The organism is Bacillus sp. AG4(2022) (genome assembly GCF_031844465.1).
GTDB lineage: Bacteria > Bacillota > Bacilli > Bacillales > Cytobacillaceae > Bacillus_AB > Bacillus_AB infantis.
In genome coordinates, this window is the sequence record NZ_JAUZVH010000007.1 from 236463 (window position 1) to 254683 (window position 18221).

Annotated in this window: 19 protein-coding genes; 9 read left to right on the top strand and 10 right to left on the bottom strand. The window is 46.1% G+C overall.

Translation table 11 applies throughout. The features are described 5' to 3' along the window. Window positions 1-38: 38 nt before the first annotated feature. Entirely contained in the window at window positions 39-1100 is a 1062-nt protein-coding gene (locus tag Q9R36_RS19530; RefSeq protein WP_311225756.1) for a M42 family metallopeptidase, read from the bottom strand. Between the two features lie 26 nt (window positions 1101-1126). Next, complete coding sequence (locus Q9R36_RS19535; protein ID WP_009795615.1) at window positions 1127-1573, bottom strand: Lrp/AsnC family transcriptional regulator; 447 nt, start codon at window positions 1571-1573, stop codon at window positions 1127-1129. A gap of 183 nt (window positions 1574-1756) precedes the next feature. On the opposite strand from Q9R36_RS19535, the gene Q9R36_RS19540 reads away from it, so the two are divergent. Further along, window positions 1757-2887 (top strand): amidohydrolase, encoded by a 1131-nt coding sequence (locus tag Q9R36_RS19540; protein WP_009795614.1) that lies wholly within the window; start codon window positions 1757-1759, stop codon window positions 2885-2887. Window positions 2888-3228: 341 nt separating this feature from the next. On the opposite strand, the gene Q9R36_RS19545 is transcribed toward Q9R36_RS19540, so the two are convergent. Further along, the gene (locus tag Q9R36_RS19545) at window positions 3229-4488 is read right to left on the bottom strand and encodes an L-lactate MFS transporter (protein ID WP_311225757.1); all 1260 of its coding nucleotides are present in this window, start codon (window positions 4486-4488) and stop codon (window positions 3229-3231) included. A 237-nt stretch (window positions 4489-4725) separates the two neighbouring features. On the opposite strand from Q9R36_RS19545, the gene fdhD reads away from it, so the two are divergent. From fdhD to Q9R36_RS19560, 3 genes are read left to right on the top strand one after another with little or no spacing between them, the layout of a single operon-like run. Then, window positions 4726-5511 carry a formate dehydrogenase accessory sulfurtransferase FdhD gene (fdhD, locus tag Q9R36_RS19550; protein ID WP_009795611.1) on the top strand — a complete coding sequence of 262 codons (786 nt, stop codon included), beginning with the start codon at window positions 4726-4728 and terminating at the stop codon, window positions 5509-5511. A gap of 19 nt (window positions 5512-5530) precedes the next feature. After that, window positions 5531-6544 carry a GTP 3',8-cyclase MoaA gene (gene moaA, locus Q9R36_RS19555; RefSeq protein ID WP_022544048.1) on the top strand — a complete coding sequence of 338 codons (1014 nt, stop codon included), beginning with the start codon at window positions 5531-5533 and terminating at the stop codon, window positions 6542-6544. Window positions 6545-6576: 32 nt separating this feature from the next. Continuing rightward, window positions 6577-7026: an OsmC family protein gene (locus Q9R36_RS19560; RefSeq protein WP_009795609.1), complete on the top strand. Its 450-nt coding sequence runs from the start codon at window positions 6577-6579 to the stop codon at window positions 7024-7026. A 101-nt stretch (window positions 7027-7127) separates the two neighbouring features. Here Q9R36_RS19560 and Q9R36_RS19565 read toward each other — a convergent pair whose 3' ends face one another. Both Q9R36_RS19565 and Q9R36_RS19570 read right to left on the bottom strand, forming a co-directional pair. Next, on the bottom strand, window positions 7128-7892 hold the full coding sequence (locus Q9R36_RS19565; RefSeq protein WP_311225758.1) for a Cof-type HAD-IIB family hydrolase: 765 nt from the start codon (window positions 7890-7892) through the stop codon (window positions 7128-7130). A 147-nt stretch (window positions 7893-8039) separates the two neighbouring features. Beyond that, entirely contained in the window at window positions 8040-8975 is a 936-nt protein-coding gene (locus Q9R36_RS19570; RefSeq protein WP_311225759.1) for an MBL fold metallo-hydrolase, read from the bottom strand. A 200-nt stretch (window positions 8976-9175) separates the two neighbouring features. Between Q9R36_RS19570 and Q9R36_RS19575 the strand changes: the two genes are divergently transcribed. After that, on the top strand, window positions 9176-10606 hold the full coding sequence (locus Q9R36_RS19575) for an SLC13 family permease (protein ID WP_311225760.1): 1431 nt from the start codon (window positions 9176-9178) through the stop codon (window positions 10604-10606). An 89-nt stretch (window positions 10607-10695) separates the two neighbouring features. On the opposite strand, the gene Q9R36_RS19580 is transcribed toward Q9R36_RS19575, so the two are convergent. Continuing rightward, entirely contained in the window at window positions 10696-11574 is an 879-nt protein-coding gene (locus Q9R36_RS19580) for a MurR/RpiR family transcriptional regulator (RefSeq protein WP_094768940.1), read from the bottom strand. Between the two features lie 160 nt (window positions 11575-11734). Between Q9R36_RS19580 and Q9R36_RS19585 the strand changes: the two genes are divergently transcribed. Then, a complete protein-coding gene (locus Q9R36_RS19585) occupies window positions 11735-12040 on the top strand; it encodes an antibiotic biosynthesis monooxygenase family protein (protein ID WP_009795603.1) in 306 nt (101 codons plus the stop codon). A gap of 294 nt (window positions 12041-12334) precedes the next feature. Here Q9R36_RS19585 and Q9R36_RS19590 read toward each other — a convergent pair whose 3' ends face one another. Further along, a complete protein-coding gene (locus Q9R36_RS19590) occupies window positions 12335-12658 on the bottom strand; it encodes a MerR family transcriptional regulator (protein WP_009795602.1) in 324 nt (107 codons plus the stop codon). A gap of 190 nt (window positions 12659-12848) precedes the next feature. On the opposite strand from Q9R36_RS19590, the gene Q9R36_RS19595 reads away from it, so the two are divergent. Further along, window positions 12849-13010 (top strand): hypothetical protein, encoded by a 162-nt coding sequence (locus Q9R36_RS19595; protein WP_022544051.1) that lies wholly within the window; start codon window positions 12849-12851, stop codon window positions 13008-13010. Window positions 13011-13026: 16 nt separating this feature from the next. Beyond that, the gene (locus Q9R36_RS19600) at window positions 13027-13161 is read left to right on the top strand and encodes a hypothetical protein (protein ID WP_022544052.1); all 135 of its coding nucleotides are present in this window, start codon (window positions 13027-13029) and stop codon (window positions 13159-13161) included. A 147-nt stretch (window positions 13162-13308) separates the two neighbouring features. Here Q9R36_RS19600 and Q9R36_RS19605 read toward each other — a convergent pair whose 3' ends face one another. The 3 genes from Q9R36_RS19605 to Q9R36_RS19615 are packed head-to-tail and all read right to left on the bottom strand — an operon-like array spanning window position 13309 to window position 15559. Further along, window positions 13309-13980, bottom strand: a complete 672-nt coding sequence (locus Q9R36_RS19605; protein WP_311225761.1) for a GNAT family N-acetyltransferase — start codon at window positions 13978-13980, stop codon at window positions 13309-13311. Window positions 13981-14004: 24 nt separating this feature from the next. Then, window positions 14005-14679, bottom strand: a complete 675-nt coding sequence (locus Q9R36_RS19610) for a GNAT family N-acetyltransferase (protein ID WP_311225762.1) — start codon at window positions 14677-14679, stop codon at window positions 14005-14007. 4 nt (window positions 14680-14683) lie between these two features. Further along, the gene (locus Q9R36_RS19615) at window positions 14684-15559 is read right to left on the bottom strand and encodes a carbon-nitrogen hydrolase family protein (RefSeq protein ID WP_224898084.1); all 876 of its coding nucleotides are present in this window, start codon (window positions 15557-15559) and stop codon (window positions 14684-14686) included. Window positions 15560-15832: 273 nt separating this feature from the next. Between Q9R36_RS19615 and Q9R36_RS19620 the strand changes: the two genes are divergently transcribed. Then, a complete protein-coding gene (locus Q9R36_RS19620; RefSeq protein ID WP_311225763.1) occupies window positions 15833-18214 on the top strand; it encodes a putative bifunctional diguanylate cyclase/phosphodiesterase in 2382 nt (793 codons plus the stop codon). Window positions 18215-18221: the final 7 nt, after the last annotated feature.

The following is an 18221-nucleotide window of genomic DNA, read 5'->3' on the forward strand; positions in this document are numbered from 1 at the left end:
CTTTTTAAACTGCGTTTTAGGCAAGTCAGCCTTCCCTCTTAAAAAGGGAAGGTCTGATCTTCAGTCAGATTCCTGATAAATGCTGTGACAAGATCTTTAGTTGCAATCAGGTCGCCGATATCTGCAACCTCAACAGGTGAGTGTGCATAGCGGGAGGGAATGGAAAGGACGCCAGTCGGGATTCCCTTATTGGCATAATTGACCGCTCCTCCATCTGTTCCTATGCCCGGAAATACTTCAAGCTGGTACGGAATCTTGTTTTCTTCAGCCAGTCTTACTAACAGGTCTTTCACCGTCTTATGTACAATCAGGCTGAAATCCATGACCTTGATGCCAGTGCCTCTTCCAAGTCCGAGGCTTCCATCCATTGTTTCTTCCGGCGTATCACTGACTGCGGTAGTATCAACTGCTATAGCCGCGTCAGCCTGCAGATGCTCAGAAGCAGTTTTTGCCCCCCTGAGCCCGACTTCCTCCTGGACAGCAAAAAGGAAAATAAGCTCACCGGCAAAGGAACCATCCTTGACCTCTTCCAGAGATTCAAGCAATACAGCGCAGCCTGCCCTGTCATCCAGTGCCTTGGAGCGCACCCGCTGCTTTTTTTCCGGCCCAAACACCTGGAATTCTGTTCCCCAGGTTACCGGTGTGCCGATCCCGACTCCTATTTCTGCTGCTTCCTCAGGTGAAGAAGCGCCAATGTCAATGTACATCTGCGTATGCTTCCTTACCTTCCCAGGGTCGTCAAATTTTGCATAGTGAGCAGAAATCGTGCCGATCACACCGCTCACTTCCCCTTTGCTTCCCATCACCCGGACAGGCTGGGCAAGCATGATGCGGTCATCATTGCCGCCAAGCTTCTCGAAGCGGAGAAGGCCGTTTTGTTCAATTTTTTTGACGATGAATCCCACTTCATCGATATGGGCTGTCAAAACAATTGTTGGACCCGGTTTGTCCCCTTTTTTCCTGGCAATCACATTGCCGATCGGATCAATGGTGACGGAATCCGTTTTATCTTCAAGGTATTCTTTTAAAAAATAGGACACAGAGTGCTCGTACCCGCATGGACCGGATAGTGACGTCAAACTTTTTAAAATCTCCAGCATAATATCTCTCCTAATCTATTTGGCTTTCAAATGAATTCAAAGGTATTTTTAAACACTTCAAGCTGGACAATGCTGTTCACTTCTGTGATATCCTCCAGGCCATTCAGCCTGAGCAGCAGATCTGTTATCTCATCCTGGCTCGGCACCGCAATCTGGACTAGAAGCGAATATTGTCCGGATGTCAAGGTAACATACCTGATTTCCCGGAAGGTTTTCAGTTCGTCAATCACTTTATGTATGCTCTGCGGCCTAACTTTCAGCTGAATGATCGCGCCTGCCTTTAATCCAAGGGCGATTGGGTTCACTACCCCGACCACTTCAAGGATGTGATTGTCAATCAGATTCTTATAGCGCAGCCTGACTGTTTTTTCGGTCACATTCATTTTGCCGGCGATCTCTGTAAATGACATTCTTCCGTCTTTGGAGAGCAGCTTGATAATACCCCTGTCCAGCTCATCAATTTCGTATTTCATAAATTACCTCCTTTCGGTATGAGATTTTAATATAAGTAAGAAAAACGGAAATGCAAATTCAATATATGTACCATTTACAATATTTAAAAAATATTTTATTATCGAAAAAAGGAATTAAGGGTAATTATAGAAAAAGAATTTTCAGAAATCAACATTTTTTATTAAAAAAGGAGCGAAAAAATCATGTTAGCGATTACAAACGCAAAAATTTTTGATGGAACAGGGAAAAAATATGAAAATGCCAATCTTCTTATTCAGGACGGGAAAATTCAAAGATTAGGAGAAGATCTTGAAATCGGGGAAGAATATACAGTCATTGATGCAGCAGGCAAAATTGTCACTCCAGGTTTGATTGACGTACATACTCATCTGGGGGTGCATGAAGAAGGTGTGGGTAAAGAGGGGCAGGATTTCAATGAAACAAGTGCTGCTGCCACTGCCCAGGTAAGAGCCATCGATGGGATCAACCCGATGGAGAAAGGCTTTGAGGATGCAAGGCGCTTTGGGATCACTACGGTTCAGGTAATGCCGGGCAGCGCCAATGTCATTGGCGGAGAGATGATCGTCCTGAAAACTGCCGGGCAAATCATTGATGATATGGTTATCAGAAACCCTTCCGGCCTGAAAGCGGCAACCGGAGAAAACCCGAAAAGATTCCATGGCGGAAAAGGCATCATGCCGACTACCAGGATGGGAGTGGCCGCGATTCTGCGCGAAAAATTCATTGAGGCACAAAGCTACATCGAAAACCGCAAAGCCGGAAAAGCAGACAGGAAACTAGAACTTGAGAACATTGCTAAGGTGCTTAATAAAGAAATCCCGCTTCGCGTCCATGCGCACCGGGCCGATGACATTATTACCATCTTAAGGCTTAAAAGGGAATTCGGCTTTGACCTGACCATCGAGCATTGCACAGAAGGCCACCTGATTGCCCCATTCATTGCCAAACATGATGTCCGGGTTTCCGTTGGCCCGACCATGTCCTCCCGATCCAAAGTTGAGCTTGCGGATAAAGGCTGGCATACACTTCCTGCCCTTGCAGAAGAGGGAATAGCATTTTCCCTTACCACTGACCACCCTGTCGTAGGAATCGAGCACCTGATGACCAGCGCCATTCTGGCTGTCAAAAACGGCCTGAGTGAAGAGCAGGCACTAGAAGCGATTACGATTAATGCGGCAAGGCATCTCGGAGTCGAGGATCGTGTCGGATCGCTCGAACCTGGCAAGGACGCCGACTTTGTCATCTGGAGCGGGGATCCATTTGACTTGCGTTCCTCCGTTGAGGAAACTTATATCAACGGGGAGAGAGTCTGAACCAGGCGGTTAGTCTTTTTTGCCGGCAATTCTGCTGTAGGGTGATTGGCAGGCTGACTGTCCAGAAATGGTATCTTCGTATCCAGGAATCTCACAGGCAAATTGGGCGGCGCTGCCAAAGGCCCCCCACTAACAGCATTTATTAAGCCGATGAATAGAAAACATCGGCTTTTTTGCTGGTTCACAATCGGTTCTTTGCCAAAGGTTATGCCGGCCACAAGATTATTTCCCCTTTTGAAAAGCATGCTGTTTTTGTTTCAGCTAACGTCAAATAGCCGCCATACACAGCGATCAACTGTTATGGCGGCCAGCCTGTCTTCCGTAAAACGCCCTTTTTATAACTAGACGGCTACTGACTTTTTATCTGCTTTCTTCTCTCTGAGCCTTTTAATATCAAGGCGGATCAATAATGAAACAGTAAGTGCAACGGCAAAGAGTCCTGTGAAAACATAGAGGCTTTGAGAATAGCTCCCTGTCGTTTCCCTTACCCAAGAAGCGAACATCGGTCCGGCCAGGCCGGCCGCAGCCCACGCTGTTAAAATATATCCGTGGATGGCGCCCAGCTGTTTTGTCCCAAACAAATCCCCGATGTATGCCGGGATGGAGGCAAAGCCTCCGCCATAGCATGTGTAGATGATGGCAAGGATGATCTGAAACAGCAGCGGATTATCAACCATGGTGACAAGCGGAAAAGCAATGATCTGGATCAGGAAAAAGAGCGTATAGGTATTGGGCCTGCCGATATAATCGGAGATTGAAGCCCACCCGATCCTTCCTAATCCATTAAAAGCGCCCAGAACACCGACAAGGGCTGCTGCCGCTGCTGCTGTAAGTCCGATGCTTTCCTGTGCGAGAGGAGAAGCAGCAGAAATAATGGCTATGCCGCAGGTGACATTGATGAAAAGCATGATCCAGAGAAAGTAGAATCTTTTCGTTTTCACTGCCTCATTGGCTGTGAGCTGTGATAAATCTTCCCTTCCCCCACCCTTGCCATCCCCTTTTCCTTCAAACCCTTCCGGCACCCAGCCTTCTTTTGGAGGAGCCAAATAGAGAGAGGCAGCGATCATAATAATAAAGTAGGAGATCCCAAGGATATAGAAGGTGCTTGCAATCCCCACGGAATTGATGAGGCTCTGCATGATCGGGCTGCTGATAAGGGCAGCAAAACCGAATCCCATGATAGCAAGCCCCGTCGCAAGTCCGCGGCGGTCAGGGAACCACTTTACGAGAGTTGAAACAGGAGCAATATAGCCCACACCCAGACCAATGCCTCCAAGTACTCCATAAAAGATGTATAATAGCATTAAAGATTCCATTTGGATCGCAAGCCCTGATCCGGTTATTCCTGCGCCGAAAAAAACGGCAGCCAATATCCCCGCTTTGCGCGGACCATATCTTTCTACAAAGTGGCCCAGGAATGCAGCTGATAGGCCCAGGAATAAAATTGCCAGGCTGAAAGTAAAGCTGACCTCTGTCAAATCCCAGCCAAACTCGCTGACAATCGGCTTGGTGAAGACACTCCAGGCATATACAGACCCGATCGATATATGGATTCCCACTGCCGAGGCCGCGATCAGCCACCTGTTTTTGGTTTTTTCCATCACTCCATCTCCCTCCTCTAATTAGAAAACCCTTTCATAACAAGCATTGCTATATTCCCTTAAAAGCTTCACTCCAAACAGAATAGTCATAATATTTAGATGTTTTTTAGAGAATGGCAAGGCGATGCCCTGTATTCGGCGCTGGATAAACAGCAGCAATATACCACGGCTTAAATTCTTGCTTTCTCTCATATATGTGCTAATATTTGTGGTAATTCAAGAGAACGGGTGAAAAGAATGAATATAAGCAAAGAAAGAAAAATAGTCCAATTTCAGGATGGAAAGCTTAAAGAGGGTGCAGACCTGATAGCAGAGGAATTCCCTCTCACCATCTTTATAAATGGCGAGGAATTCGCTACAATGGTTTGTTCCCCGGACGGACTGGAAGAGCTTGCGGTCGGATTCCTTGCTTCTGAAGGAGTCATCCGCAGCAGCAGAGAGCTGACAAGCCTCCAGGTAGACAGCAGCAAGGGCTTCGCTTATGCCGAGGTAAGCAGTTACACCCCAGCCTTAAAACCGGCCCATTCCAAAAGATTCATCGGCTCCTGCTGCGGCAAAAGCCGGCAGTTTTATCTCCTCAGTGATGTGAAGACAGCAAAGACCTCCACTTCAACAGCTTCATTAACAGCCCAAGAATGCCTATCAGCGATGAAGCAGCTGCAGGAAGCCAGTGTTGATTTCCGGCAGACCGGCGGTGTCCACAATGCAGCTTTATTCCATGGCGACAGGATGATCATCAGCCGTACAGATATTGGCAGGCATAATGCTTTAGATAAAATTCTGGGATACTGTATAATAAATAAGATACCTGTACGGGATAAAGCGATTGCGTTCAGCGGAAGGATTTCCTCTGAAGTGCTTCTGAAGGCCGCCAAAATCGGGGTCGGCATCTTATTGTCCAAGTCTGCCCCGACCGGCCTTGCGATTGATCTTGCGGAAGATTTGAACATTACTGCAGCAGGATTTATCAGGGGAAATTCCTTTAACGTTTACTCCTGCCCGGAACGGATAACAGAAATTTAAATTTAAAGGAGGCCATCCCATGCTCATAGATAAACTAGACAGAAATCTGCGGGATCTGCGCATCTCCGTTACCGATAAATGCAATCTGCGCTGCACCTACTGCATGCCGGCGGAAATTTTTGGCCCCGGATATGCCTTCCTGCCGAAGGACCAGCTCCTTTCGTTTGAGGAAATAGAGAAGCTTGCGTCCGTTTTTGCGAAGGCATTTGGAATCCAAAAATTCAGGCTCACCGGGGGTGAGCCTTTAATGCGCAAAGATCTCCCCCAGCTTGTTGAGAAATTGTCCAGCATCCCCGGGGTTGATGATATAGCCATGACCACTAATGGAATACTGCTGCCCCGCTATGCAAAAGAACTGAAATCTGCAGGATTGCGCAGGGTTTCCATCAGCCTCGATTCACTGGATGATGAGCTGTTCGGAAAAATAAACGGCCGCGGAATCAAAGTTGATCAAGTGCTGAAAGGAATTGACGCAGCAGCTGAAGCCGGCTTGAAAGTAAAAATTAACATGGTTGTCCAGAAAGGCGTAAATGATCATCATGTTATCCCAATGGCCAAATTTTTCAAAGAAAAAGGCCATGCTCTTAGATTCATTGAATTCATGGATGTCGGGAACACAAACCAGTGGAATATGGATACCGTTTATACAAAGAAAGATATCCTCCGCGATATAGCGGAAGTCTTGCCCTTCCAGCCTGCCCCGCCGAATTATCCGGGGGAAGTTGCAAAAAGATATGTATATGAAGGCTCAGAATCTGAATTTGGGATTATTTCTTCCGTCACTGATGCTTTTTGCTCATCATGCAACAGAGCAAGGCTTTCTGCTGAAGGCAAACTGTATACATGCCTGTTTTCTTCTGCCGGGCATAACCTCAAAGAGCCGCTCCGTGCAGGAAAAACCGATGATGAACTTGAAAGCATCATCACTGGTATCTGGAATGCCAGGGATGACCGGTATTCAGAGACGAGGGATGAGCTGAAAAGCAGCGGCACTTCCCGGAAAAAAGTTGAAATGTCCCATATTGGAGGCTGATCTGGTCTCTTTTATTGTCAGGAGGATGCATAATGGCGGAACACCGATTTGAACTAAAAGCCCACTGGCCAGGATTGCGCAATGATTCTGGAACACTGGAAACAAAGGGGCTCTCTACGAAAATATCCATCCCGCCGGAAATGGACGGGCCTGGCGTCGGCACTAATCCGGATGAAATGCTCCTCGGTGCAGCCGCGACATGCTATATCATTACACTGGCTGCCATGATGGAGAGAAGCAGGCTCGAAAAAGAGGACTTAACGATAGAATCGACAGGAATAGTCGATGTTACTAACGGAGTCATAACCTATAAAGAAATTATCCACCGCCCTCAGATTATTTTGAAATCGGACGCGTCAGACCGGGACCTCCAGCTTGCCGAACGGCTTGCCCAAAAAGCGGAGGGATCCTGTATGATTTCAAGGGCTGTAAAAGGAAATGTGGAAATTTCACTTTATACGGATATAAAAAAAGCTGAATAACAAAAAAATGCCCAGGAAACTGAACGATACCACATAATGTGGCCGCCTCAGATATCCCGGGCATTTTTTGAACATAAAGAGTGCCTTATTTCTCAATTCAACTAGCTTAGCTGCTTTTTGAGGGCAAACTTTCTGATAGCTGCTGCTACTCCATCTTCAGTGTTGGCAGCGGTCACTGCGTCGGCTGCTTCCTTTACTGTCTCCTGGGCATTTCCCATCGCCACACCCCAGCCGCATTCCCTGATCATTGAAATATCATTCAGGCTGTCCCCGACAGCCATCACCTGATCCATCGTTAAGCCAAGAAGTTCGCAGACCCTCTTAATGCCATTAGCCTTATTGACTCCCAGTGCATTGACTTCGATATTGGTCAGGGCGCTGTTCGTTATTTCCAACTCTCCCCGTTCTGCCAATGTCTGCAGAACCGTTTCCCTTGCGGCATCGTCCTCGATGTTAAAACCGAACTTCAGCCATTCGTTTGACAGCAGATCTTCCGGCATCTCATCTCGGAACACCTTCTCGCTGTTAACTGCCCAGAAGCCGGCTTTATGCTCTTTTGACAAATCCCACATCCAGCTGATCAGCTCTGCAGAAACCGGATTCCTTTCCACAAGGCTCCCGTCCGGTCCCCATATCTCCCCTCCGTTGATTGTCAAAAGATAGGAGTCAAGCTTCAGAGAATCTGCGTGATCCCTGCAGGTAAGCCTTGTCCTGCCAGTGCTTAACACCACTTTGATGCCTGCTTCAATGGCTTCCTTTACAGCTTTACGGTTCCCATCCGATACTTCGCCTTTTTCATTCAATAATGTTCCGTCCATGTCCAATGCAATCAGTTTAATTTCTGGACTTTCTTCTCTGTTTTGCAACGCGGCTCAGTCCTCTCTCGAATTATGTCTATTTTATTATAATAAAAAAATGGCATGTCTATCCAATGATAGACTTCCCCGCTCTTTTTTATCCTATATATTTTCTGCACCGGGAAGAAGCTCTGACAGCCAATCTTAGCATAAACTTTACAATTGCCCTCCAGGCCAGAATGTCCCGCCGAGCTTCAGGACCTTTAGCTGTTCCTTGGGCAATGCAAGCCTGTCCCATTCTTTTTCCAGCCTCTCCAAGGCTTCAGGCCCTGTATCATCTGCAAGGCGGTATGCACCATAATGCATGGGAATGAACCGCTCTCCTTTAAGCTCCAGAAAGGCTTTTATTGCATCCTCGGGATTGATATGGGAAACAGACATAAACCATTCGGGTTCATACGCTCCAATCGGCATCAGGACAATATCTAGCTTGTGCTTTTCCGCTATCTCCTTGAATCCCCTGAAATAGCCCGTATCCCCTGCAAAATAAACTGATTGTTCATCTTCAGGATTCTCTATGATCCAGCCTCCCCAATGGGAAGTATTGGTGTCATTCAGGCCCCGCCTTGTCCAATGCTGGGCAGGGACAAAGCTAAGCTTAAGGGTGCCCGCTTCAAAACTGTCCCACCAGTCTGCCTCGTGGATATTCTTATAGCCCCTCTTTGTAAAAACTCCCTTCAAGCCTGCCGGCACATAGAAAGCCGGATCTCCCCCAAGCTTTTTGATTGAAGGAAAGTCAAGATGATCATAATGGCCATGCGAAATCAGGACCAAATCAATGGGAGGAAGGGAAGTGATTGGCAGTCCAGGCTCCGTCAGTCTCTTTTGCACCCCCATCCTTAAAGCCCACACAGGGTCAGTGATCATATTCAATCCGCCCATCTGTATAAGAAAGGTCGAATGCCCTATCCAAGTCACTGACATGGACTCCCGGTTTTTCTTAAGCTTCTCTGCTTCCTTCTCTTCAGCCTGAGCTATCTGCACATTAAGATCTTTCTTATTCCTCCGCCTCTCCCTCGACCAGCGCAGCATATCCATGAACCCATGTTCGTTTTTCACACCATCATAATTTTCATATCTGGAGCCTTTCATACCATTACCTTCCTTAACCGCCATATATGGCTTTGATTCTTATATTTTACTAGGGCGGCCGGGAAGCGGCAAAAGATTCATCCAGAAATACGCAGCCCAAAATCTTGAAAGCGGTTTACCTTGTCGGTGTTGCAGGGTAGATATTTTCTATCCATTACATAATATTCCATCGAAAAACACAGACATTAAAGGAGGCACACATGCAAACCGAAAAGAAAAATACTTATTCAAAGGCAAAAATTATTGGTCTGATTCTTGGACCTTTAAGTTTTGCAGCTATTATGTTTATTATGGATATGGATCCTCAACCAAAAGCAGTACTGGCTTCAACAGCCTGGATCTCCATATGGTGGATTACTGAGACTCTTCCGATACCTGCCACTTCTCTTCTCCCGCTGATCCTCCTCCCGATATCCGGAGGGCTTGATAGCGGAAAAGCCGCTTCTGCATACGGCAATCCGATAGTCTTTATGTATATGGGGGGTTTTATAATAGCCATCGCTATCGAAAAGTGGAATCTACACAAAAGAATCGCCTTAACAATTCTTAGTGTTATCGGAACAAGCTCAAACCGTATTATCCTTGGAGTCATGCTGGCTACTTCACTTTTATCCATGTGGATCAACAACACAGCAACAGCACTCATGATGTTCCCTATAGCACTCGCTCTGACGAAACAAATAAAAGCAGACACTGTACTGGATAACAAGAGCTTTGATTCTTTCAGCAAAAGCATTATGCTGTCAGTCGCATATTCAGCCACGATTGGCGGGCTGGCAACACTGGTAGGGTCAATACCAAATGCTGCATTCGCAGCCATTTCTGCAGAAATGCTTGGCAGAACTATAACATTCTCAGATTGGCTGATATTCGCACTGCCACTTACAGTGATTCTTCTTATTTTGACCTACTTGTATATCACCAGAGTTCAGTTTCCAGTCAAAGTCAGCATTGGTGACAATCAGCAATACATAAAAAAAGAACTTCAGGAGCTGGGTCCTGTTACTTATGAAGAAAAGATGGTTGCCGGTGTGTTTTTCCTTACCGGCCTGCTGTGGGTTCTTGGGGGTCTGCTTCCCGAGACTATCAATGACTCTATGATTGGTATCTTTGGAGCACTCCTGCTGTTTTTTATCCCCGCAAAGAACAAAAAAGAAAGGATGCTTGAATGGGAAGATGCCTCAAAACTGCCTTGGGGGCTGCTTTTGCTATTTGGAGGCGGGCTTTCCCTGGCAGCCGCCTTTACAGAATCAAAACTGACAAACTGGATAGGGACTCAACTGGAAACCTTAATCGGTTATCCCTATTTTTTCATAGTACTGACCCTCTCAGCGATCATTTTATTTCTGACTGAAATTATGTCGAATACTGCAGTATCAAATATGGTTATCCCAATAACAGTCGGAATGGCTTATGGCATTGGAATCGAGCCATATGGATTAATGGCAGCGGCCGCACTCGCTTCTTCTTGTGCATTTATGCTGCCGATCTCCACAGCACCCAACGCTATTGTTTTCGGTTCTGATTATATCAAAATTAATGATATGATCAAAAGCGGTTTTTGGCTGAACTTAATCAGCCTATTTATCATCGTGTTGGCAGTCTATTACTGGCTGCCGCGTATTTTTTAAGAAAATAAGAGCAGACTGTTTTCCGAAAAATGGCTTGATTTACTCCCCTTGTTTGAAAAAAAAAGAACCGGAATCTGGTCCGGTTCTTTTCACTTCAAATGCTTCGACTTAACATTCTCGCGCAAAAAATCAATGGCACTCCTCGTTTCATCAAGATAGGCAACGCTTTCATCATACTGTCTGGAAGCGGCGCACATGAAAAGAATATCAATAACATGAAGCTGTGCGATCCTCGAGGAAGTTGCACCGCTCCTGAATGTTGGCTCTTTTGTGGAAGATGTGAACAGCCTGATATCCGCTTGATCTGAAACGAGGGAGCTTCCGTACTTTGTAAGAGAGATTGTTACAGCGCCCCGCTTATTGGCAAGCTCAAGTATCTTGGCGACCTCAAATGTCTTGCCTGAAAAAGATATCCCGAAAACCACATCATCCGGCTTAACATTCGCGACCAGTGTAGCAGTCATATGGATATCAGCAAAGGCTGTAGCATGCTTATTGATGCGGAGGAATTTCTGCTGGGCGTCCTGGGCGATGATGCTGGAGGCGCCTACCCCAAAGAAATGCACTGTTTCCGCCTTCTGGATGGCTTCGACAGCTTTGGAAAGCTCTTCTGTGCTCAGCAGATCGGCAGTTTCCCTGATTGTCTGGATGCTGTTGCTCGACATTTTCTCAATGATGGAATGCTGTGATTCATTCGGTTCAATATCACGGAATCCGGGGTGGTCAGTTTTTTGCAGATCACCGGCAATCCTAAGCTTCAATTCCTGGTAGCCTTTCAGCCCAAGTGATTTGCAGAGCCTGATTACGGCCGCACTGCTTGTGGAGCTCCGCTTGCCCAGTTCACTGGCTGTCAATGCGATCGCTTCCTTTGGATTTTCCAGGATGAAGGATGCTATTTTTTTCTCTGAAGGAGGCAGCTTTCCCAGCATTTCGGAAAGCATGACAAGCCCGCCATTAATAAAAGACATGGAATACCTCACTTGCGATATATTTATTATTTATATTATAACGCCTTTTCCCTGTTCTATCATTTTTGAGCAGTGCAGAAGGTGAAAGATGCTTTGCTGCTTCATTGTAAGCAGGACTCCTCCATGTTATGATAGACAAAAAAGTGTTGGAGTGCTTACTATGTATATTGTCCATTCTACCTTTACCGTGCCGGCTGAAAAGGCTGCAGAGGTAATAGAAATCTACCATAACCGCTCACGGAAAGTAGATCAGTCCGAAGGCTTCAAAAAATTCCTTCTGCTCCAGAACAGCAAACGACCAGGGGACATTACCGTCCATATGGAATGGGATACGAAGGAAAGCTATTTAAATTGGGTAAAAAGCGCCCAATTCAAGGAAATCCATGATCTTGAAAAGAAATACCCAGACCAGGAGCTCGCCTCTGTCATTCCAAAGGTAACTCAATTCGAGGTTGTTGGAGACTAGCATATCATTTTATCAGACTACTAAATGCCCGGGACCCCCGCTCCAGTTTTGAGCGGGGGTCCTTTTTGCATGGCATTTTTGGCCCTTTAATTGATACAGGATCAAAAAAGCCCTCCATAGAGGAGAACTCTTTTCATTATTTTTCACAAGCCCAATGGTCTTTCTCACTGTAACACTTTGAAGCATAGGCAGGATGTGTGGATGGGACGCCATTTGGATGAAATCATGTTGTATTCTCTTAGGCCAGTATATCTTTCAAAGGCGGAAAAATTTATAAAATTCAGTGAATAACTATTATTTCCTCCGGATCCCAAAGCGGGCATTAATCTGCCCTTTTAGCATCTGCTCGCGGAGTTTCTCATCTTTGGTATTATTTTTTTTCAGATAATCGCTCCTGATTTCGTCTGTTCTGACCCCTTCTTCTCTTTTGTTGGCAATATCAATGAGCTGTTCAACATCTGAGAAGGAATATTTCCTGCTCCCCTTTTCAGTTCTTTCGGGAAAAATGAGGCTTCTTTCTTCATAATATCTAATCTGCCTTTCACTCAATCCTGTCAGCTCGCTTACCACCCCAATGGAAATGACTTTTCTGTTCTTGTACGAAGGTTCTTCTTTCATACACTCACCCCGATGGCTTTATCTTTGTTCCATTATATATATGCAGAAACAGATTTTCACAGAGTTATGTAAGAAAATCTGACATTAATTAACCCTTTTATGAAAAAACAGGAAGATTTTCTTACAAAGCAAATGAAATTTCTCATGTTTTTTTCTACACTATAAAAAACGAAAGAAAGGATGAGGGCCGGTGCCATTTCTTCGCGAGGCAGTTGAGAAAAAGAAGAAGTATTTCATTCAGTTGCTCGTTAAAGGCGGTTTGCTCGATTCTTATGTAAAATCATTGACGCTGACAGAACTTGAGGGAGAATATAAGAAACTGCAAAGAGAAAAGGGTCTGGACAAAAGTTGAACCGGAGGGGAAATGGATGGAAAGAGAAGCAGCCGAACTTGCGAAGAAAATCATAGAACTGGATCTGCTCCGTGATGAGATCTGGGAAGTGCTCGCCGAACTTGCAGGTGAACGTGCCCATGAATTGCTCCGAATGGCTCAGAACAGCTGAGGAAACCTAATATCTGATTGAAAATGGATGTTAAGGTAAGTGCAGAAATCTTCTTGGAAGTGGTATAGGAGTGGTATAGGTGCCTGTCACCCGCAATTGAAAAAAAAGCCCGCTGCCGCGGGCTTTCTCTATTTTTTAGTGCTGCTTTTACAATGGCAGCAGTTCGATTGTTTCTTTATTCTTCAATCCTTCAACCATTGCGAGCCATTCGGCAGGCTTGTTGGAAAGGACGCTGTAGTAGGTTTCAAGGAAATCTGCCGCAAGGGAAGCAGGTATTTCCTGCGCTTCTTCATTTGCGGGCATGAAGCACAGATCAAGACCTTTGACTGCTTCACCGTCATTCTTCCAGGATGGGTGGACATATTCAAAATTCAGGCGTCTGTAGCCCAGATGTGAAAGCACTTCCCGGCGGACAAACGGATTCATCGCCTTCACCCCGCCAAACTCATGGCTGCCGGCCTGATAAGGGTCATAAATCTCTGCAAACATTCCATAAAGCTCTTTGCCGTTTTCCCTGGCAAGCCTTTCAAGGTCTTTCTGCCTGTTAACTGCAAGGAAGCGCCCGATGCTCAAGCCCGGCTTGCCGATGATAGTAAAATCGGTCATGGCGATATTCCAGTCAGGATAATAGCGGTATTCTGTTGCGCCTGCCGCTTCGCCGTCCTCTAGGGCAATAAACACCCTGATGCCGGGATCCTCAAGCGGTTCTTTCCACAATTCATATTCCAGCACCTCTTCCGGAGGGAAAACGTCCTTCATTAAATCATGCATCTTTACAAATAATGGATCCTCAATGCTTGTAATGCGGATATACTCCATCTGGCACACTCCAAAAATAGTTTATTAATTTTCCTGTTTAAAAGGATTTCTCCATTCCATCAGGCAGGCATAATCCAGGGATTCCTCATCCTCCAGGTATCCGGCCGCCACAGCAAGCGGGACCCTGCCGCATCCCAGCAGAAATGAAAGGACCGGGTCCTTCAGTTCTCCAGCTGTAACCTTCCGGACATATTCTTCAGGGCTCATGAGCGCTGCATGCTTATGATAGCCCGGCATGCGCCCTCCCCCTAGCAGCCGCTCCAGCCCAAGGCCGATGACCGTATGATACATAGACTGCATCAGAATCTTTCCCAGGCCCAGTTTGCGGTATTTTGGCCGGATGCTGATATCCACAATATATAAAGTATTTCCATTCGGGTCATGATTGCGGATATACCCTCCGTCTGTCACTTCTTCCCAAGTGTGGGAAGGTGAAGAAGGGTCGAACTGGACGAGCAGCCCTGTCATTGAGCCGGCAAGCTCCCCATCAACCTCTATGCATAGCGCACCTTCCGGAAAGAGCGAAATATGGTTTTCCAGCTGCTCCCTGTTCCACCAGAGTTCTTCTGGAAAAGGCGGCGGAAAGCATTCCGCCTGGATGCTGATCAGCTCTGGAAAATCTTTTCTTAGATAATTCCTGACTGCCGCCTGCAGCACCTTTTCACCATCCCGAACATAGAAACGGCTGTCGTATCCCATCTTCTCAGCCTTCTATCCCGGTATTTTCCCAGTCTGTATACAGGTCATTGCGCCTGTCGCGCCAGGTCGTCACTGAACCTCTTTCCCTCACTTCATACAGCAGGCTAAGATCAAGGTCAGCAGTTACGAGCATATCATTATTAAGCTCTCCTTCGGCCATGATGCCCTTTGGCGGAAACGGAATATCATTTGGCGTCAGGACTGCGGCCTGCCCGAAGTTGGCACGCATGAAGTCAACTGTTGGAAGAGATCCGACAGTGCCGGTCACAACCACATATACCTGGTTTTCAATCGCCCTTGCATGGCTGGTATAGCGGACGCGGTGGAAGCCGTGGCGGTCATCTGTGCAGGAAGGACAGAAAATCACATCCGCACCTTTCGCTTTTGCCATCCTGACAATCTCGGGAAACTCAATATCGTAGCAGGTAAGGACTGCAATGCGTCCCTTATCTGTGTCAAATACACTTAGGCCGTCTCCCTGGGACATATTCCATTCATGCACCTCTGTCGGCGTGATATGGAGCTTTGCCTGCTCCCCTATCCTGCCGTCCGGATAGAACAGGTGGGCCACATTGTACAATTTTCCATTTCGGCTGACAACATGGGTGCCTCCGATGATATGCATCCCTGTTTCAATTGCAAAACGGGAAAACAGCTCCCTGTACTGGTCTGTAAACCCTGGGAGTTCATTTATGGTCAGTCTTGTTCCCTGCTCACTCCCGATCGACAGAAGCTGCGTTGTGAAAAACTCTGGAAACAGGACGAACTCTGATCCATATTCCTGTGCTGTTTTTATATAATGTTCACACTGGTCAGCAAAGTCCTGGAATGAACGAATAGTATGCAGGTGGTATTGCACTGCAGAAACTCTTAATTTCATAAAAAAAACCCCCTAAAAATTGATGGGCCAGCCTATCATGCACTATCTTTTTGATTATGGAATATTTTTTGCTTTTTAACAAGTACTCACTTTCAAGTAAGATGGTTACTTCCCTGTAACTATCCTCTTCAGCATACGATGGCAACTGGACTGCTGCAAAAAACAAACTGGTTTGATTTTGTTAAAACTTCTGAGTCTATCATCCCGGAAGGATTTTTCCTGATATAATAAAATATACCTAATTTTAGTTACGTTAGCTGGAGGAGGAGCATCTTGGTCTCGCTTGAAAACTTACAATATTTTTATGCTCTGTTCGGAATTATTTTTTCCATCATTAATTGTTCTCTTTTACTTCGTTCAGTCAGGAGGTCATCTGATCCAAAGGGAAAGACATCAGATCATCTTCTGAGAGATGCTTCTATCATTGGCATTACCTTTTTCCTGACGAATCTGTTTGTTGTCCTTGCTTTGAATGCCCAAGTCAATGCAATTGATTTTGTCATTTATTTTCTATATTTCCTTTTCAGCTGCATCGGAGGCAGCTTCCTGGCCATTAAGATGGGCATTAAGAAGCAGCTGGGGACGGGTCTGTATCTGCTCACCGGCTTTATGATTACCGTCATCATACTGCTCGCTGACTATTCGGCCGTTTTTATTTTATTTAACCATAATTTAAATTTGAATCTGCCGCTCGTTTTAATGACCGGCCTGATCACTCTTGGGATATCCTTTTCATCCCTCCGCTTCCTCCTGCAGCTGAGCAAGGAGCCTGAAAACAGCAATAGCAGGCGGTGGGAGGTGATCGGGAGTCTGGCAGCAGGTCTGGCCCTGTCAGGCATCCCATACCTGACTGCCATTTCGGCTGTTGGCATCCAGAGCGCCTATTTTAATGAGCTGTTCCTGTTCCCATATGCAGTAGAGATCCTGGCAATGACTACCCTTGCCATCGTACCGGACCTGTTCGGGGAATACCGCAATACCGTGAACCAAACGAGGCTTGAGACAAGCGAGCAGCATTTCAGCTCGCTGTTTGATTCCAATCCCGATTCAGTATTCTCCATCAATCTGGACGGCCGCTTTATATCAGTTAATAAAATGGCGGAAAAGCTGACCGGCTATACAGAAGCGGAGCTGCTCCAGATGACTTTCATTCCATTGATTGAGGAGAAGGATATTCCCAAGACACTGGATTATTTTTTGAAAGCTAAGGAGGGAATACCTTCTGAGTTTGAGGTCACTATGCAGCGGAAAGATGGAATTTCCGCCATTGCAAGGATCATTGCAGTTCCTATCATTGTGCAAAAAGAAGTCATGGGGGTATATGGAATTGCTAAGGATATTACGGAATTTATACAAAACCAGGAAAAAATCCGGCATCTTGTCAATCATGATGAATTGACAGGCCACTATAATTCCAGGAAGTTCATTTATGAAGCAGATAAGGTCATTGCAGAAGGCAGTCCTGTCTCTATACTCAGCATTGAAATCGGCCGGATCAAGAGTATCAGGGAGGTTTTTGGGATAAAAGAGGGCGACGGGCTTCTAAGAGAGGCCTCTTCAAGGCTGAAGTATGCCTTTGGCGGGAGCGCCCTGTTCGGCAGGCTGAATGGCGATGAATTCGCTCTCCTGATCAGGAATGATCTGGACCTCGACAAAGCAGCACGGCAAATTGGAAAAGCCTTAGCCGAACCCTTCACTGTGGATGATCATGAAATCTTCCTTGAGTGCTCGATTGGCGCTGCCATTTTTCCGGATCATGGCAAAGAAGCATCCGAATTGCTGCGGAATGCCGAAAATGCCAAAAGGACGGTAAGCAAAAATGATCATGCTTTTTTTGCGATCTATGAAAGAAAACAGAACCAGCACAGCCTGGAAAAGATCATCATCGAGAACGAGCTGAAAAAAGCTATCGAAAATGATGAGCTGTTGCTTTACTACCAGCCGAAATATAATATATCAAAAGAATGCCTTACCGGATTTGAAGCGCTGGTACGCTGGAAGCATCCGGAAAAGGGCATTCTCCCTCCAGGTGTTTTCATACCGGTTGCCGAGCAGTCAGGACTGATTGCGGCGCTTGAACTCTGGGTGCTGAAAGAAGCCTGCTTTCAGCTGAAGCGATGGAACAGCACAGAACTCGGGGGGCTCCCCGTTTCTATCAATCTCTCACAAAAATCTTTTTCGAACCCTGGATTGGTTAAAAGCATCACCCGCTGTACTGAGCAGGCAGGCATTGACCCTTCCCTCCTTGAAATCGAGATCACTGAGAGCCTTACCATGTTCAACGAGAAGGAAACGATTGAAAAGCTCCATTTCCTTAAAGAATATGGAATGAAGATCAGCCTTGATGATTTTGGGACCGGCTACAGCTCTTTAAGCTATATTGATAAACTCCCCATCGATACGATTAAAATCGACAAGTCTTTCATAGACAGGCTTGGCGATAATGGAAACGGGCATGCTATGGTGTCCGCAATCATTTCCATGTCATCCTTTTTAAAGCTCCATATCATTGCTGAGGGTGTAGAAACGAAAGAGCAGGCCGATATGCTGTCCAGGATGGATTGCCATGAAATCCAGGGCTATTATTTCAGCCCGCCGAAGCCTGCCGCAGAAATCGAAAGAGAGTTTGGAGGAAAGAAAGCGCGGATAATATAGAAAACGA